The 16118-nt window shown below is 71.6% G+C and carries 13 protein-coding genes and 1 pseudogene; 2 read left to right on the forward strand and 12 right to left on the reverse strand.

Going from position 1 to position 16118, the window contains the following annotated elements; genetic code table 11:
* Nucleotides 1-111: 111 nt before the first annotated feature.
* The 8 genes and pseudogenes from OG943_RS26615 to OG943_RS26650 form a co-directional block, all read right to left on the reverse strand.
* The gene (locus OG943_RS26615; protein ID WP_328603649.1) at nt 112-531 is read right to left on the reverse strand and encodes a TetR/AcrR family transcriptional regulator C-terminal domain-containing protein; all 420 of its coding nucleotides are present in this window, start codon (nt 529-531) and stop codon (nt 112-114) included.
* Between the two features lie 343 nt (nt 532-874).
* A complete protein-coding gene (locus tag OG943_RS26620; RefSeq protein ID WP_328603650.1) occupies nt 875-1450 on the reverse strand; it encodes an isochorismatase family protein in 576 nt (191 codons plus the stop codon).
* 11 nt (nt 1451-1461) lie between these two features.
* Entirely contained in the window at nt 1462-2826 is a 1365-nt protein-coding gene (locus OG943_RS26625; protein ID WP_328603651.1) for an MFS transporter, read from the reverse strand.
* Nucleotides 2827-2867: 41 nt separating this feature from the next.
* Nucleotides 2868-3311, reverse strand: coding sequence for a MarR family winged helix-turn-helix transcriptional regulator (locus OG943_RS26630; RefSeq protein ID WP_328603652.1), 444 nt, complete (start codon nt 3309-3311; stop codon nt 2868-2870).
* Between the two features lie 821 nt (nt 3312-4132).
* Nucleotides 4133-7498: a TM0106 family RecB-like putative nuclease gene (locus OG943_RS26635; protein WP_328603653.1), complete on the reverse strand. Its 3366-nt coding sequence runs from the start codon at nt 7496-7498 to the stop codon at nt 4133-4135.
* Between the two features lie 198 nt (nt 7499-7696).
* A pseudogene (locus OG943_RS26640) lies at nt 7697-8252 on the reverse strand (MBL fold metallo-hydrolase); the annotation flags it as partial.
* A 152-nt stretch (nt 8253-8404) separates the two neighbouring features.
* On the reverse strand, nt 8405-9577 hold the full coding sequence (locus OG943_RS26645) for an NAD-dependent epimerase/dehydratase family protein (protein WP_328603654.1): 1173 nt from the start codon (nt 9575-9577) through the stop codon (nt 8405-8407).
* On the reverse strand, nt 9574-10464 hold the full coding sequence (locus OG943_RS26650; RefSeq protein WP_328603655.1) for a ScbA/BarX family gamma-butyrolactone biosynthesis protein: 891 nt from the start codon (nt 10462-10464) through the stop codon (nt 9574-9576). The genes OG943_RS26645 and OG943_RS26650 overlap by 4 nt, the downstream gene beginning before the upstream one ends.
* A gap of 268 nt (nt 10465-10732) precedes the next feature.
* Between OG943_RS26650 and OG943_RS26655 the strand changes: the two genes are divergently transcribed.
* Nucleotides 10733-11359, forward strand: a complete 627-nt coding sequence (locus tag OG943_RS26655) for a ScbR family autoregulator-binding transcription factor (protein ID WP_328603656.1) — start codon at nt 10733-10735, stop codon at nt 11357-11359.
* A gap of 226 nt (nt 11360-11585) precedes the next feature.
* Here the strand turns inward: OG943_RS26655 and OG943_RS26660 are convergent, their stop codons facing one another.
* On the reverse strand, nt 11586-12221 hold the full coding sequence (locus OG943_RS26660) for a ScbR family autoregulator-binding transcription factor (protein ID WP_328603657.1): 636 nt from the start codon (nt 12219-12221) through the stop codon (nt 11586-11588).
* Between the two features lie 285 nt (nt 12222-12506).
* Between OG943_RS26660 and OG943_RS26665 the strand changes: the two genes are divergently transcribed.
* Nucleotides 12507-13271, forward strand: coding sequence for an AfsR/SARP family transcriptional regulator (locus OG943_RS26665; RefSeq protein ID WP_328603658.1), 765 nt, complete (start codon nt 12507-12509; stop codon nt 13269-13271).
* Nucleotides 13272-13417: 146 nt separating this feature from the next.
* On the opposite strand, the gene OG943_RS26670 is transcribed toward OG943_RS26665, so the two are convergent.
* From OG943_RS26670 to OG943_RS26680, 3 genes are all read right to left on the reverse strand, one after another.
* Nucleotides 13418-14005 carry a hypothetical protein gene (locus OG943_RS26670; RefSeq protein ID WP_328603659.1) on the reverse strand — a complete coding sequence of 196 codons (588 nt, stop codon included), beginning with the start codon at nt 14003-14005 and terminating at the stop codon, nt 13418-13420.
* Between the two features lie 150 nt (nt 14006-14155).
* Nucleotides 14156-14986 (reverse strand): ABC transporter permease, encoded by an 831-nt coding sequence (locus OG943_RS26675; protein ID WP_328603660.1) that lies wholly within the window; start codon nt 14984-14986, stop codon nt 14156-14158.
* Nucleotides 14983-15909, reverse strand: coding sequence for an ATP-binding cassette domain-containing protein (locus OG943_RS26680; protein WP_328603661.1), 927 nt, complete (start codon nt 15907-15909; stop codon nt 14983-14985). The genes OG943_RS26675 and OG943_RS26680 overlap by 4 nt, the downstream gene beginning before the upstream one ends.
* Nucleotides 15910-16118: the final 209 nt, after the last annotated feature.

A 16118-nucleotide genomic window follows, 5' to 3' on the forward strand; every position in this document is an offset into this window, starting at 1 on the left:
TGTGGCGGCGATACCGGACAGCTGGGCTCGTTATGACCATGCCACGCGCTCCCCCGGATCGCCCGAGATGAGGTCCGCACCGGCCGCGGCCAGGCGCGGGTGGGTTTCGGGCTAGACGGCCCGGACGGCGGCACCGAGCGCGGCCCAGTCCTCTTCGGACTGTTCGACGACGTGCTCGGCCGCGGTGGCCGTCGCATGCTGGAGCAGTAGATCGACGCCCCACGCGGCCTGTCGCGTCGGCACTCCGCCCTCGGCCAGCAGCGCGAGCAGCGTCTCGACCAGGTCCAGGTAGTGCCCGCCACTGGGCCGGGCGACGAGCGCGGACTGCGCCAGCCCCGGATAGCGGAAGAGCACTTCGGCGTACGAGCCGAGCACCGCTTCCAGCCGCTCGTCCCAGCTGTCCTTCGGCGTCAGGCTGACCTCGCCGAGCAGTTCGTCGAGCACGGCGGCGTGCAGCTCGGCGGTGCTGCGGACGTAGACATGCCCGCCCTGGTCAGAGCCGGTTTGGCCGGGCGTTCCCGACGGCTGCACGATGAGATCATACCGATAGCTTAACGAACACGTTCGTTAAGAACAAGTTCCGATAACGAACGTGTTCGGTCACACCACCGCACTCACCTGATCCGATTACGGATGGTCAGAACGAAAGGCCTCGGTTCACCTGTTCGTGGACTGATCTTCGATCGACTTCTACCGCTAGTGTTGCCCGCAACCCGCTCAGCCTCGTGACATTCCCCCGACCAGGCGGCGGGCCAGGCCCCCTGGTAGTAAACCCCTTCCGCGCCCAGGGGGCCGCTTCATCCACCCCGCCACCACACCCCGCCCCCCACACCCCGGGCCCGGAAACCCGAGGTGTGACAGCGTCAGGAGCGGCTCAGGACTTCAGCAGGGCCAGGATCTCCGCCGTGGTCCCGGTTTCGCCGAGGCGCGGGAAGATCCGCTCGACGCTGTGGCGGTGCACCTCCGGGTCCAGGTCGGCCATCGCGTCGGTGACGAGGGCGACGTGGTAGCCGTGGTCGTGCGCGGCGCGGGCGGTGGACTCGACGCCCATGCTGGTGGCGATGCCGCCCAGCACGATCTGCGTGACGCCGCGGCGGCGCAGCTGCAGGTCGAGGTCCGTGCCGTGGAAGGCGCCCACGTTCCGCTTGGTCACCACGAGGTCCTCGGGGTGACCGGACAGCTCGTCGACGATCAGGTCCCAGCCCTCGGGGCGGGTGCCGCCGCGCGGCGGGGTTTCGGTGCGGCCGGACGGCCAGTCGGAGCTGTCGGCGGCCATCGTCACGCGCACGTGGACGACGGGCTTCCCGGCGGCGCGGAAGGCGTCGGCCAGCTCGGCCCCGCGCGCGATGACCTCCGGTCCGCTGTGCGGCTGCGTCGGCGCCGTGGCGATGCCGTTCTGCAGGTCGACGAGGACGAGCGCGCTGCGCTCATCGATGGTGGAGACGGGCATTCGGATTCCTTTCACTTCGCCGCGGTGTGCCGCAGCGTCCGGTCGAACAGGGTGACCACCAGGAACAGCACGCCGACGGCGAGCACGAACCAGGCGAGGTGGTGCAGGCCGGCGGTGTCGGCGCGCGGGCCGAAGAAACCGCCGGTGGCCGCCGACGCGACCATCGCGCCGAGGTACATGAACGTGCGCAGCAGCCCGGCCGACGCGCCGATCCGCTCGGGATCCGCCTGGTAGTACACGGAGTTCTGCAGCGCGAGGCCGTTGAGCCCCTGCGGCAGGCCGAGCACCACGGCGACCACCACGAGCAGCCAGATCGGGCTGGTCCCGCCGAGCGTGAGGAGCAGCGCGCACGCCGCGATCTGCCCCACGGCGCCGACGAGCAGCTTGCCGCGCAGCTCCTTGTACCGCCCGGTCAGCGCGGCGACGCCGATCCCGACCAGGAACACCGGCAGCAGCAGGAGCCCGGACCGTGAGGCGGACAGACCACGGCCCTCCTCAAGCCATTGCGTGTAGCCGTACAGGAAGGCGTACGAGACGACGTACGCGAGCAGGCTGCGGGCGTACGTGAGCAGCAGCGGGAAGTTCCCGCCGAGCACCCGCAGGTCGAGGAACGGCGCCGTAGTGCGGAGTTCTCGGACGGCGAAGCCGGCGCCCGCCCCGAGGGTGATCAGGAGCAGGTACCAGTGCGCGCCGTTCGGGGTCATCAGGAACAGCAGCAGCGACACCAGCGTCGCGGCGAACAGCCCGATGCCGGGGAAGTCCAGGCGTACCGGGCCGTCCGGGCGCTGGTGGTGGCGCGGCAGGTACAGCGCGCCGAGGATCAGGCAGGCCACCGCCAGCGGGAGGTTGACCGCGATCGTCGCGCGCCAGCCGCCGAGGCCGATCAGCAGGCCGCCGAGCGTGGGGCCGATCACCGCGATGGTCTGTGTGGTGATGGCGAGCAGGGTGAGCACGCCGCCCGGCCGGTCGTGGCCGGTGCGCTCGGATTCACTGCGGATCAACGACATCGCGGCCGGGTAGCCGGCGCAGGTGCCGAACCCGAGCAGCACCCGCGCGACGATCAGCACCGGCAGGTTCGGCGCGAGCAGGCCCAGCACCCCCGCGACCCCCACCAGCCCGCTGCCGACCAGGAAGAGGGACCGCGGCCCGTACAGGTCCACCAGCCGCCCGACGACCGGCTGGCCGATCGCCGTGGCGAGGTAGAGCGCGGAGACCAGCCACGCCGTCTCGGCCGGCGGCGCGCCGAGCGCCACCCCGATCGGCACGAGCGAAACGGCGATGATCGACGAGTTGACCGGGTTCAGGATCGAGCCCATGACCATCGGCGCGATCAGCCGGCGGTCGAACGCCTCGGGGTCCTTTTGCTTACGTCGCAAGCGGAAGCGCGGGGCGGTATCGGGAGGCCGGGGTGAAGCCTTCATGGTGCGTCGAGCCTTTCGATCAGGGCCATGGCCTCGATGACCGTCCGGCGTTCCCGCTCGGACAGCCGCTCGTCGAGGGCGCGCACGAGCCATTCCTCTCCGGCGCGGCGCTTGCCCTCGACGAACTCACGGCCGGTTTCGCTGAGGGAGATGAGCTGGCGGCGGCCGTCGTCCGGGTCGGGGCGGCGGTGGGTGAAACCGCGCTCGTCGAGGTTGGCGAGGGTGGCCGCCATGGACTGAGGACGCACGCGCTCGGCCGCGGCCAGCGCGCTCATCGACGCCGGGCCTTCCTTGCTCAGGCGGCTCAGCACCGAGGTCTGCGACGGCGTCAGCTCACGGTTGTCGGAAGCGTCCTTCAGCCGACGGCGGACGCGGCTGAAGACCACGCGTATCTCTCGCGCTGCGTACACGGCCGAATCCGACGCGGTGCTCTCGTCCATACCTTCAGGGTAAACTGGTCAGTTAAAACTGTCCAGTTTCACCTGAAGGTTTCCCGGCCCGCGCGGGTGGCGACGGAGGGCGACCCACGTCACCCCGACGTCGCGGAACATAACGAGTTCTGGTGCGTTATAAGGAGTGTCGGTACGAGGGGGTCCCCGGGCCTCACCTTCTGCCTTCCCGGACCGCCGGGTTTTCCCGGACCGGGTCGCGCCACTCGCCGAGAGGCGACCCCCGTACCGGCGCCAGACCACCCGCCCTCGCCGCGACACTCCCCCCAGCCGCGCGAGGACGGGCACCAGTGCTCCTGCTCCCGCCCGCCGGACCCCCAGCCGGCAGTTACGGGAGCGGGAGCACCCCTCGCGCTACCACCTGCCCCCGCCGACCACCCGTCCCAGCGCGCCAGCTCCCCCAGCCGGCCGCGCGGGCGGGCTCATGTGCTCCTGCTCCTGCCGCCGGACCCACTGCCGCGGCGGGAGCGGGAGCATCCACCCCATCGTCCACTGTGGATCATCACTGCCGGCGGGCACCGGCGACGGGCATCACAGCGGAGCCCGGGAACACCTGCGGCTCAACAACGTTGTACAGAGTGTCGGCACGGCGGAGTCCCCGGGCCTCACCTACTGCCTTCCCGGACCACCGGCCTCACCACCGGAGCCGGGTCGCGCCACCCGCCGAGAGGCGACCCCCGTGCCGACACCCGAGCCCCCGCGTCCACCCGGCGGTTCCCCCCACCGTCGTGGCGGGCGCGGGCCCGTGCTCCCGTTCCCGGCCCGCGCGACTCCCCTCGCTGCGGCGGGGGCGGGAGCACTTCTTCGAACGCTCAGCCGGGCCACGGCGCCGCGGTCTGCAGCAGCCCCAGCATGCCCGACACGAGGCGCATCTGGTCCACCGTGCGGATGTCCGCCTCCAGCAGCCGCGGGGAGCAGACCAGGACCGCGACCGACTGGGCGCGGGACAGGGCCACGTTCAGCCGGTTGCGCGAGAGCAGGAAGTCCAGTCCCCGGGGGAGGTCGACCGCCGACGAGGACGTCATGGTCGTGATCACCACCGGGGCCTCCTGGCCCTGGAAACGGTCCACGGTGCCCACGCGCACGTCGCCGTAACCCGCGTCCGACAGGTGCCGCGAGACGACGCGGGCCTGGAGGTTGTACGGGGCCACCACGAGGAAATCCGCGTCCGTCAAGGGCCGGCCCTGCCACGTCCGGCCGTGCAGCGAAGCCACGATCGCGACGACCTCCGCGGCCTCCTCCACCGAACGGGTGGTGTTGCCGTGGTGGTCGACCGACGCCAGGTACAGGCCCGAGGCGAAGCCCTCCACCGACCGCGACGCCGACGGGTGCGCGTGCAGCAGCCCCGCGTACGAAAGCCGCGAGACCGGCTCGCACACGGCCGGGTGCATGCGCCGCGTCTGGTCGAGGAAGTAGCCCAGGCGCGGCGGCATGATGTCCGCGTCGCCGATCAGGTGCCCGAGCGCCGAGGCCTCGGCGCCGGCCGGGTGCGTGCCCTGCACGACCTGCGGCAGCTGCTGCGGATCTCCCAGCAGCACCACGTTCTTCGCGCACGTCGACACCGCCAGCGCGTCCGCGAGCGCGAACTGGCCCGCCTCGTCGATCACCAGCACGTCGAACGGCTCGTCGCGCACCGCGGCGTTCGCGAACGTCCACGCCGTGCCGCCCACGAGGTGGCCGGTGTCGTGCTCTTCGCGCCACTTCACCAGCGCCGGGTTGGACTCCGGCTGCTCCCACGGCAGTTCCGGGTCCGGCGTGCGCTTCGCGCGTTTCGCCGCGGGCAGGTCGGCGTTGCCCAGCGCGGCGGCGAGCACGTTCTCCACGGCCTTGTGACTGGTCGACGTCACGCCCACGGTCCGGCCCGACCGCACCAGGTGCGCGATCAGCTTGCCCGCCAGGTACGTCTTGCCCGCGCCCGGCGGGCCCTGCACCGCGAGCACCGAGCCGTCGAGCGCGTCGACGGCGTCGATCACCGTCGCGACCAAGTCCTCACCCGGCTCGGGCAGCCGCGCCCCGCCGCGCAGCCGGGGCGAAGAGCGCCGCAGCAGGTCGACGCCCGGGTGCGCGGGCAGCACCGGCAACGCGTCCACGACGAGCTGCGCCAGCTCGGCCACCGCCTCGTCCTTCGGCGACGGCCGCACGGGACTGCCGGGCAGCACCGCCGCGGGCCGGTCCGGCGACGTCGCGTCCGGCGCGCTGCTCTCTTCCAGCGTCAGCTCGACGGCCGACGAGGCCACCACTTTGGCGTCGCGGGCGTTCGCGCCGTAACGCAGCCGCACGTCGTCACCCGGCGCGAAGGGGTGCGGCCGGTCCGGGTCGCACCCGAGCACCAGCGTCCGCTTCGCCGTGCGCAGGCGGCCGGACGGCGGCACCCACTCGCCGACGCTCATCGATACCGGCACCGCGCACGTCGTGTCCACCTCGAGGTCGCCCAGCGGCGCCGCGAGCTGGCGGAAGAACTCCCACCACGCCGGGTTCGTCTCGCGCCGGTGGTAGCCGACGGACGCGGCGAGCAGCGCGCGGGCGTGGTCGTCCGGGGTGAATTCCGCCGGGTCTTCGGGCAGCCCTTCGATCAGCGGGTCCACCAGCGCCGCCATCGCGGCCGCCCGCTCGGCGCGGCGCTGGGCGGCGACGTCCTCTTCGGACGTCCTCAGTAGAGCGTCCTCTTCGGACTCGACGACGGGCGGGACCGGCTCGATGCCCGCCTCTCCCCGGACCTGGTGCAGGAACTCCAGCAGCCGCAACGTGGAAACGCAGTCGTACTCGTTGTAGTCGCCGATGCCGTGCAGCACCTCGTCAGCGCGCTCGGTCTCGCCGGCGTGCGAGAGCGTGAGGTACTCCTCGTACGCCTCGATGCTGGACACGGCCGTCTTCACGTCGCCTTCGCGCGCGGCGGGCATGTACAGCGGCTCCAGGTACTTGATGGAGTACGACCGCTGCCCGACGCGCAAAGCCTTACGCACCACCGCGTACAGGTCCACCATCGCGCCACTTCGCAGCAGTTCGTCCACGGCCTCCTCGCGCGTGCCGTGCACCGCCGCGAGTCGCTTCACGGCCGTCACCTCGTACGGCGCGTAGTGGTAGACGTGCGCGCCGGGGTACTCCGCCAGCCGCGCCGTCGCGAAGTCCACGAAGTCTTCGAACGCCCGCTTCTCCTGCGCGCGCGAGTGCGCCCAGAACGGCGTGAACCGCTGGCCGTCGGCGTCGGAGGTGACGGCGCCGAAGAGGTACTCCAGCCCGGTGCCCAGCAGCGCGTACGGGTCGCCCTCCATGTCGAAGAAGACGTCACCCGGGCTCGGCGCCGGCAGCTCGGCGAGCGCGTCCGGGCCGATCACCTCGTACGCGAGTTCGCCGGTTTCGTCCTGGCGCACCTGGATCGCGGCTTGTGCGCGCAGCGTGGCGAACGTGGTGACGGACATGTCCCGCGGCCGGTCCGCCGGCTCGGCCGCGGCGAGCGAGTCGATCGTGCCGAGCCCGGCCGTCGCCAGCTTGCGCCGCTGTTCGCTGCGCATCCCGGCGACCAGCGACAGGTCACGGTCGGCTTCGCGCGCCGACGCACAGTGCTGTGCGTAACCACAGGCGCCGCACGCGGGCCGTTCGTCGGCCCACAGCTTCACTGGCAGCTGCGGCGGCCGGTCACGCAGACGCGTGCGGAGACGGTCGAGCAGGGGGAGGAAGTCGTCGACACGCAGAGTGCGCGTGGTGCCGTCACCGAGCAGCAGGTGCATGTCCGGGCCGGACGGCCAGCCCGCGCGCCGCAGAGCGTCGGCGTACGCGGCCAGTTGGACTACCGCAGCGGGCTTGGCGTGCCGGGCGAGCTTGGTGTCGTAGACCTCGTAGCGGCCTTCGTCGTCGCGCAGCAGGAAGTCGGCGCGGCCGGTGAACTCGTTGTCGTGGAACACCGCCTGGTAGACGACGGGAGCGCCGGCCCGCAACGCCTCCGCGGTGGCCTTCGCCGCCACCACGGGGTCGCGCTCCTCGATCTCGACGACCTGGGTCTTCTCGCTCCGCAGCCGCACGAGCGTGGCCGCCTCGTGCGCGCGGCCGTGCTTGACCGCCAGCTGGTCCGGCCCCGAACCGGGCCGCGGCGCGCCGGGCAGACCGGCCGCCAGCGCCTGGGTGAGCACACTCCGGTGCTCGCATTCGAGCAGGTCGGCGAGATCGGACGGCGTGTACATCGCCGCGAAGTCTGACACGGCCGCCCGCGGGCCCCGGCCACCAGCATCCCGACACGCCGACAGCCGCAGGGCTCGTGAGTGGCTATGACGGTTCTAACCGGCATAAACACTCACGAGTCCTTCAGCGGCGCGGGGGTAGCGGGACCACGTCGAGGTCCCGGGCCACGTGGATCTCGCCGCCGAAGACCTTCGCGGCCTCGCGTCCCGCGCGCAGGCGAACGCGCCCGGGCACAGCCGGGTGTCCATCACGAACGCGAAGACCTGGCCCGGCCGCGGCCAGCGCGGCGGGCAGCATGCGGACGCCGTCGGGCTCGGCGAAGCGGTAGCCGTAGCAGTCGATGCGGTGGTCGAGGGCGTGCGCCGACAGCGGGCCGTCCAACGGGCCGTCACCGGTCACCGGCAGCTCGACCAGCTCCGCGCGCTCGTGGAACGACGTCGAGTGCCGCAGCCGGTCGAAGTACACCTGACCGGACGCCGGGTAGTGGCAGCGCACGGGGTGCGCGACGGCGTCCATCGAGAAGCGCTGGATGACCCCGGCCAGGCCGAGGCTGTGGTCGCCGTGGAAGTGGGTCACGCAGACCCTGGTCAGCGCGCTCGCGGCCACGCCCGCGTGGATCATCTGCCGCTGCGTGCCCTCGCCGGGGTCGAAGAGCACCCCCTCGCCGTCGAACCGCAGGAGGTAGCCGTTGTGGTTGCGGTGCCGCGTCGGCGTCTGGCTGGCCGAGCCGAGCACCACGAGCTCGCGCCGTGACATCCCGGCATCTTCCCCCGGGCTCGCCCGGCCCGCCACGGAATTGATCTTGGAAGCACAACGGCCGCCCGGTGTTTATTCCGGGCGGCCATCATGATCGAAATTGCGGTGCGAATACGAGCGGATACGAAAAGTGACCGCTCGCGCAATTATTGTTAAATCCGCACTACCGATTCCTTAATACCCAGTACTTCCCGATACCAATACGCGGCTTCGGCCAGCCGGGCGGTCAGGCCCGGCCCCGGGGACTCGCCGGTGCGGGCCCAGACGCGGCTGCTCTCGTACCAGTGATCCCGCGTGAGCAGGGAGTACTGGTGCTCGCTCAGCCAGGCCAGCGCGGCGCGGGTGCGGGCGCGGTGCTCGTCGAGCCGCAGGTCAGCCGCGGGAACCGGCAGGTCGAGCGCCTCGCAGACCGACGTGAGCAGGCTCCGCACCCGCACCGGGCGCGGGTCGGCCGCGTGGAACACCTCACCGGGCCGCCCCAGCCCCGGGTCCAGCGCGAACGCGGCGATGACCTTGGCCAGGTCGCCGACCGCGATCACCGACGTGCGCGCCGAACCGCCCTCGACCCAGGCCGGGACCGCGCGCAGCCACCGCACCAGCGTGGGGACCACATGCCGGTCCCCCGCGCCGTACACGAGGTGCGGCCGCAGGACGACCCCGCCCGCCGCCCGGACCAGCCGCTCGGCCGCCAGCCTGCTCCGGCTGGTGGCCGACGCCGGGTCCGTGACCAGCGCCGACGCCCCACTCGGTGACCAGTAGCCGGTGACCGGCACCGACGCCCCACCCGCCGACGAGCCGCCGGCGAGCGGGCCGGTGACCAGCGCCAGCTCCCCGCCCGGCGACGAGCAGCCGCCGAGCGGGCCGGTGACCAGCGCCGATCCACCCCCGGCGGCCACTGCGCCGTCCGGCAGCCGCACCGATTCGACGGCCCCGCGGTGGTCGCCGTCGCGGTAGACGGCGCAGGTGCTCAGGTAGAGCGGGCGCCGGACGCCGGCGCGGTGGGCCTCGGCCAGCATGTTCCGGGTGCCGTCTTCGTTGACGGCGGTGCACAGCGCGGCGTCGTCGCCGATGTGGGACGCCAGGTGCACCAGGGTGGTGATCCCGGTGCACGCGCCGGCCAGGCCGGTGGCGGAGGTGAGGTCACCGCGCCACTCGGCCACGCCCGCGTCGGCCATCCACGCCGGCATCGGGCGCCGGACGAGCACGCGCAGCCGCGCCCCCGCCCCGCGTCCCACCAGCTCGCGCACCACGGCCGCGCCGATGAAGCCGCTCGCGCCCGTGACCAGGATGTCCGTCTTACTGTCCGCCCCCAGGCCGGCAGTCATGACAAGCGCATCGCCAGCGTGCCGACGGCGGCGGTGGTCCCGTTCTGCTCGAACACCACACGCACCACGCGGGCCCCGTCCGCGGCCGCCTCGAGCTCTTCCGCGGTGATCAGGCAGTCGGCGTCGAACTCCACGTACGACTCGTAATCGAACTCGGCCCGCACGGGCAGCGCGGCCGGGTCGCCGACCTTCAGCAACGCCGCCTGCCGGGCGGCCTCGGCCAGCACCATGGCCGGAATGTGGTCCACCACGTGGTCGAACAGCACCGCGTGGTCCGGGTCGAACCGCAGGGCCAGCACGCCGGGCACCGACGTCTCCCCGACCAGTACGTCCTCCGCCGAGTCCCGGCCGACCAGCGCCGGCTCGACCGGGGACGGCATGCTCGCCTGGAACGGCGTCGCGGCGAAGTGCTCGCCCCGGACCCGCCGGTAGACGGCCGAAGACACGCAGCGCCAGCGGTCCGACGCGGTGCCGATGTGGCGGCCGTCGCGGAAGCAGTCGAAGTCGAAGCGCATCCCGGCGACGTTCTTGCCGCGCAGCCGGACGTCGCGCGCGGTGGCCCGCAGGACCACGTCCACCGGCCGGCCCACGGTGGCCAGCCCCTCCTGACTGACCTCGTAGGCCTTCCAATCGGACAGGAAGCTGTGCCCCATCGGGACGCCGTAGCCGCGGTGCGCGATCAGCAGACCGGCCTGCCGGACCGTCTCGGCGTACAGCAGCGGGTCGTGCGAAGCCGGTGTCAGCGGCCCGAAGAAGCTGTGCCGGCGCGGCCACTGCGCGCCGATCTCGAAGCAGCCCTCGCCGAGGATGTTCAGATCAGTGACGAAGACCTCCGAGACGGCCGCGCGGTGAACGAGATTGCGCGGGATCGTCTGCTGGAAATCCATCGACCGTCCCGGCGGGTGTTCGTCACCGGTAGTGGCCAATTGTGTGCGGACAGGATGGGTCAATGTGCCGACCATGTCGGTCCTCCCAGAAAGGCTTTCCCCAGTTTCCCCAGTACCTCTCAATTTGTAGCCGAATCGGACGCGCAAAACCATACCTACCTACCGGTTTTTTTCTCTGGCTCTTCCCGCCCGGTCGTCGTAGACTGTTCACTTAACGTCGGGGGCGACGCCCCCGGCCCGGATCCCCGAAGCACGGAAGGAGCTGGACGTGGCTCGCCAGGAACGCGCGGAGCAGACTCGCAAGGCCATCCTCGAAGCAGCGGCCTCCCGGTTCGACGCGGTCGGCTTCCTCGGCGCGAGCCTGTCGGACATCCTCGCCGAGGCCGGGGTCACCAAGGGCGCGCTGTACTTCCACTTCAAGTCCAAAGAGGACCTCGCCGAGGCGCTCATCCAGGAGCAGTTCGGCGTGCTGGACGGCGTGCCGGCCATGGACGACCCGGGCCTGCAGACGGTGATCGACTGGTCCCACGACGTCGCGGCAGGGCTGCAGTACGACGTCCGGGTACGGGCGGGCATCCGGCTCGTCATCGAGCAGGGCACGTTCGTCACCCCGGCCGGCAACGCCTACAAGCAGTGGATCGACACGCTGCACGGCTGCCTGCTCGCGGCCCGGGCGGCGGGCGACCTCCGCAAGGAGGTCAACCCGTACGACCTCGCCCAGTTCGTGGTCGCCTCGTTCACCGGGATCCAGCTCAGCTCGCAGGTGCTGACCGGCCGGGCGGACCTGCTCGAGCGCGTGGACTTCATGTGGCACACGATCCTCAGCTCCGTGGTGCCCCCGCGGCGGCTGCACAAGTTCCGCACGGCCCAGACGGCGGCGAGCACTCCCGCCTGAGCGACCGGAGCCGGGGTGTGAACCCGCCCGGCCGCTGGGGAGGGCCGCGGGCTCAGCTGCGAACGACCAGCGCCATAACCGGCTCAGCCGCGAACCACCAGCAGCACAACCAGCTCAGCCGCGAACGCCCGGCGGCACGGCCAGCTCAGCCGCGAGCCACCCGCGCCGCAATCGGCTCAGCCGCGAGCCACCAGCTCGGCCGCGAACCACCCGCGCCACAACCAGCTCAGCCACGAACGCCCGGCGCCACAACGGAAAGCCACGCGGGCGAGGCCGGATCGATCAGCCGCCACAGCTCGGTCAGGGTGCGGGCCAGGTCGACGTCCGGGCCGATCGTCCCGCTGGCGACCACCGACTCCAGCCCCACGCAGGTGACGACCAGCAGCAGGGCGACGGTGTCCGGCGGCACGTCGCCGGCCAGCTCGCCCGCCGCGCGCGCGTCGGCCACGTACTGGCGGACCTGGCCGAACCAGGCTCGCGAGAACACCACGTACCGCTCGTCCTTCGAGCCCATCTCCCGGGTCAGCCGGAAGCTGGCGCCGACCTTCGGCTCGGTCTCGAGCCAGCCCATCAGCGCGTGGCCGAGCACCGCGAGCCGCCGCAGCGCGGGCAGCGAAGCCCGCGCCTGGTGTTCGACGTGCTCGTTCAGGACCGCGACGGCGACCTGCTGGACCTCGTCGCAGATCTCGTCCTTCGAGGAGAAGTGGAAGTACAGGCCGCCCTTGGTGATGCCGGCCTCGCGCGCGATGTCCACCATGCTGGTGGCCGCGTAACCGTCACGGTGCAGCAGCACGGCCGCGGCGTCCAGCAAGAGGAGCCGGGTCTGCTCCGCGCGCGCCTGCTTGGTCACCGTCGTTCCCATCTCCTCGGACCGGCCGGCCCGGGGCACACCCGTGGACGGCTCAGTCCTGCCAAGATTACATACCAACCGCCCGGTTTACAAGAAGACGGCGGCGAAATACCAGCCGCGACCAGCCTCCGCGCGAGGTGCGGCGAGCAAACAGACCGACCTCCCGGTTTCGTATTGAAAACCGACCTCCCGGTTTGGTACGCTGCGACGGTGGGACCAGTCACACGGCCGGCGAGTTGGGGGCGCTGGGGGCGCCGCCGGCCAGGTCCCCGCCTACGCGGACACCGGAGGGCACTCATGATGAACTACGAAATACTCGGGCAGATCAGAGTCAGCGGCCGTCCCGGTGTCAGCGCGCCACGGGCCCGCAAGATCGAGACGCTGCTGGCGGCTCTGCTGGCCAAGAACAACCAGGTGGTGACCACCGAGCACCTGATCGGCGAGATCTGGGGCGAGAACCCGCCGGCGCGGGCCAGCGCGGCGCTGTACGTCTACGTCTCGCAGCTGCGGAAGCTGTTGCGCGGCACCGGCGAGGCCGACGAGAGCCCGGTGGTCACGAGCCCTCGCGGCTACTCGCTGCACGTCGGCATCGACGAGCTGGACGCCGACCGCTTCACCCGCCTGTACCAGGAAGGCCGCGCCCTGCACTGGGACCGCAGCTACGGCCAGGCGGCCACGGTGCTGCGCCGGGCGGCGGACCTCTGGCGGGGCGAGGCCTTCGGCGGCTTCACCGACTCCCCCGACGTCCAGGCCTACGCCACGCTGCTCGAAGAGAGCCGGCTGGAGTGCCTGGAGCTGCTGATGGAGACCGAGCTGCTGATCGGGCGGCACCGCGAGGTGGTCGGGCAGCTCTCCGCGCTGGCGAAGGAGCACACGCTGCGCGAGACCTTCTACGAGTACCTGATGACCGCGCTCCTGCGGTCGAACCGGCGGGCCGAAGCGCTGGAGACGTTCGCCTCCGCCCGGCAGAACCTGGTGCAGCAGCTGGGCATCGAACCCGGCAGCTCGCTGCGGAAGCTGCACCACAGCATCCTCGTCGGCGAGCTGTCGGACGCGGTTTGACACAACCGCGATACCCACGGCCCGGCCCCTCCGCCACCAGCGGAGGGCCGGGCCGTTTTCGTTGCGAGGTGCCCTGAAGGCCACCATGAGGGCATAGAAGTCCCTCATGGTGGCCTTCAGGGCATCTGCGGGCAAGCAGGCGCGAGTCAGCTGCGGAACACCGACACCACGGGGCCGCCGCACTCGATCGGCTCGCCGTACCAGCCGCCCCAACGGCTGTCGAGCGCCAGGTCGGCCAGCTCCGCCATCAGGTCCAGCTCGGCGGGCCAGACGTACCGCACCGGCACCTTCGCCCCGGTGAGCAGGACGGTCTGGCGGATGCTGTCGACGCCGGCCACCCACACGTCCGCGACCCAGCGCTCCGGGTCCGGCTGCTGTCCCTGCACCACCAGCGCGCCGCCGGGCCGCAGCAGCCGGCTCAGGCGCTGGACGAGGCGAAGTTGTTCGCGCTGCACGGAAAACCGGGTGAGAGCGTCGGCGGGCACGTACACGACGTCGTACCGCAGGCCGGTCGGCAGGCCGTGGTCGAGATCCGCGGTGGTGACCGGGTAGCCCTCCCCGGCCATCGCGTCGGCGACCGAGCCGCCGCCCAGTGCCAGCACCCGGCCGCCCTGGCGGGCCACGCGGTCGGCGATCTCGGCCAGGAACGCCACGGCGCCCGCGGGGTCGTCGGCCAGCGGGGCCAGCCACGCGTCGAGCACGTCGGCCGGCTTCTCGTCGATGCGGGTCGGCATCACGCCACCTCACTTCACGGAACTGGTCTTCTCTTCACGAAGCCCCTTGGTCACCCAGAGTGCTCCAGCGACCTAAAGTCGACCTTGTCCGCGAACGGCAAAGGGCGGCCCGCGCGTGGCGGGCCGCCCTTCCGCAGCTATGCCGAGCGGTCAGCCGTTGGAACGCTGGTGGAACTTGCGCACCGATCCGAACGCGGCGAGCGCCGTGATGGCCACCCACCAGGCCAGCGCGAGCCAGCCCGTGGAGCCGAGCGCCGTGCCGTTCATCAGCGCGCGGACCGCGTCGACCATCACCGTCACCGGCTGGTTGTCGATGATGACGCGGAGCACGCCGGGCATCGACGCCGTCGGCACCAGCGCGCTGGTGGCGTAGGGGACGAAGACCATGATCGTGCCGAGGCCGCTCGCGCCCTCGACGGTCTTGGCGATCGAGCCCAGCAGCGTGGCGAGCCAGAAGATGCCCGCGGCGAACAGCACCAGCAGGCCGATCGCGCCGAGCCAGCCGAGCACGCCGCCGCCGGGGCGGAAGCCGATCGCGAGGCCGATCGCGACCATCACCACCAGCGAGACCAGGCTGCGGAACACACCGGCGACCACGTGGCCGACCAGCACGGCCGGGCCCGCCATCGGCATGGAGCGGAAGCGTTCCACCAGCCCGTTGGTGAGGTCGGAGGCGACGCCGACCACGGTGGCGGTGGCGTTGAAGCCGATGCTCACCACGATCAGGCCGGGCACCAGGTAGTCCACGTAGGCGATACCGGGCACGTTGATGGCGCCGCCGAACATGAAGCGGAACAACAGGAGCAGCACGATCGGCAACGACACCGCCTGCAGCAGCATCTCGGGGTTGCGGGTGATGTGCTTGACGTTGCGGCCGATCAGCACCCGGCAGTCGGACAGCGCCAGCGCGATCGAGGATCGGGGATCCGGCGTGTCGGGGATCTGCTTCCCCACGGTCTTCGCGGACAGGGTCTGGGTCATCGCTTCTCTCCCGCGGTTCCGGTAAGCGTGGTGAAGACGTCGTCCAGCGTGGGCTCGGACAGCTCCACCCCGGTGGTCTCCAGGCCGGCGTCGGCGACCTGGTTGAGCACCCGCCGGACCTCGGCCGGCTGGTCGATGGCGACGCTGACGGCGGTGTCCAGCAGCACGCCGCCGGCCACCTGGTGCGCACGAGCGGCCTCGGCGGCCGTCGCGAACTCGAGCTTCAGCCGTTCGGAGCCGACCTTGCGCTTGAGCTCCGCCGCGGTGCCTTCGGCGACCACGCGGCCCTTGTCGATGACCGCGATCCGGTCGGCCAGCTGGTCGGCCTCCTCGAGGTACTGCGTGGTGAGCAGGATCGTGGTGCCGCCGTCGAGCAGCTCGCGGATCGTCTCCCACATCGCCGAGCGGCTGCGCGGGTCGAGGCCCGTGGTGGGCTCGTCCAGGAACAGCACCGACGGCGCGGTGATCAGGCTGATCGCCAGGTCGAGCCGGCGGCGCATGCCGCCGGAGTAGGTCTTGACCTGCCGGTCGGCCGCGTCCACCAGGTCGAACTGCGCGAGCAGCTCGACCGCCCTGGTCTTGACCGAACCGGCGGGCAGGTGGAACAGGCGCGCCATCATCTCCAGGTTCTCGCGGCCGGTGAGCAGCTCGTCGACGGCCGTGTCCTGGCCGGTCAGCCCGATCTGCTCGCGCACCTTCCGCTTGCGCCCGGCGACGTCGAAACCGTTGACGGTCACGGTGCCGCTGTCGGCGTCCAGGAGGGTGCTGAGAATCCGCACCGTCGTGGTCTTGCCGGCGCCGTTGGGGCCGAGCAGCGCGAACATCGTGCCGCGCTCCACGCTCAGGTCGACGCCCTCCAGGACGTCGACGTCCCCGTAGGACTTGCGCAGCCCCCGTGCTTCGATCGCATAGCCGGTGACCATCGGTGTACCTCTCCTCGTTCGGGTCAAGATCGGTAACGAACTTCTCGCGTCGGGAAACCGGCAAGGAGCCCGGAAACTGTCCGTACCAGTGGGCCGAACCCGGTGCGGGCCCGGCAATAGTGGCCGGGTTAAGCGGTTTTAGGGGTCGACCGCCTGCGGCTGTCGTGCCGTTGCGCCCCAATGTGGCGTTCGGTGCGTCTGACGCACCG

This window comes from Amycolatopsis sp. NBC_00345 (assembly GCF_036116635.1).
Taxonomy (GTDB): domain Bacteria; phylum Actinomycetota; class Actinomycetes; order Mycobacteriales; family Pseudonocardiaceae; genus Amycolatopsis.

Bases quoted from the DNA above. Each gene is read 5' to 3' on its own strand.
- OG943_RS26645 (WP_328603654.1), bottom strand. From the start codon at position 9,577: ATGACTGCCGGCCTGGGGGCGGACAGTAAGACGGACATCCTGGTCACG.
- OG943_RS26630 (WP_328603652.1), bottom strand. From the start codon at position 3,311: ATGGACGAGAGCACCGCGTCGGATTCGGCCGTGTACGCAGCGCGAGAG.
- OG943_RS26665 (WP_328603658.1), top strand. From the start codon at position 12,507: ATGATGAACTACGAAATACTCGGGCAGATCAGAGTCAGCGGCCGTCCC.
- OG943_RS26670 (WP_328603659.1), bottom strand. From the start codon at position 14,005: ATGCCGACCCGCATCGACGAGAAGCCGGCCGACGTGCTCGACGCGTGG.
- OG943_RS26680 (WP_328603661.1), bottom strand. From the start codon at position 15,909: ATGGTCACCGGCTATGCGATCGAAGCACGGGGGCTGCGCAAGTCCTAC.
- OG943_RS26660 (WP_328603657.1), bottom strand. From the start codon at position 12,221: ATGGGAACGACGGTGACCAAGCAGGCGCGCGCGGAGCAGACCCGGCTC.
- OG943_RS26675 (WP_328603660.1), bottom strand. From the start codon at position 14,986: ATGACCCAGACCCTGTCCGCGAAGACCGTGGGGAAGCAGATCCCCGAC.
- OG943_RS26650 (WP_328603655.1), bottom strand. From the start codon at position 10,464: ATGGATTTCCAGCAGACGATCCCGCGCAATCTCGTTCACCGCGCGGCC.
- OG943_RS26635 (WP_328603653.1), bottom strand. From the start codon at position 7,498: ATGTACACGCCGTCCGATCTCGCCGACCTGCTCGAATGCGAGCACCGG.
- OG943_RS26620 (WP_328603650.1), bottom strand. From the start codon at position 1,450: ATGCCCGTCTCCACCATCGATGAGCGCAGCGCGCTCGTCCTCGTCGAC.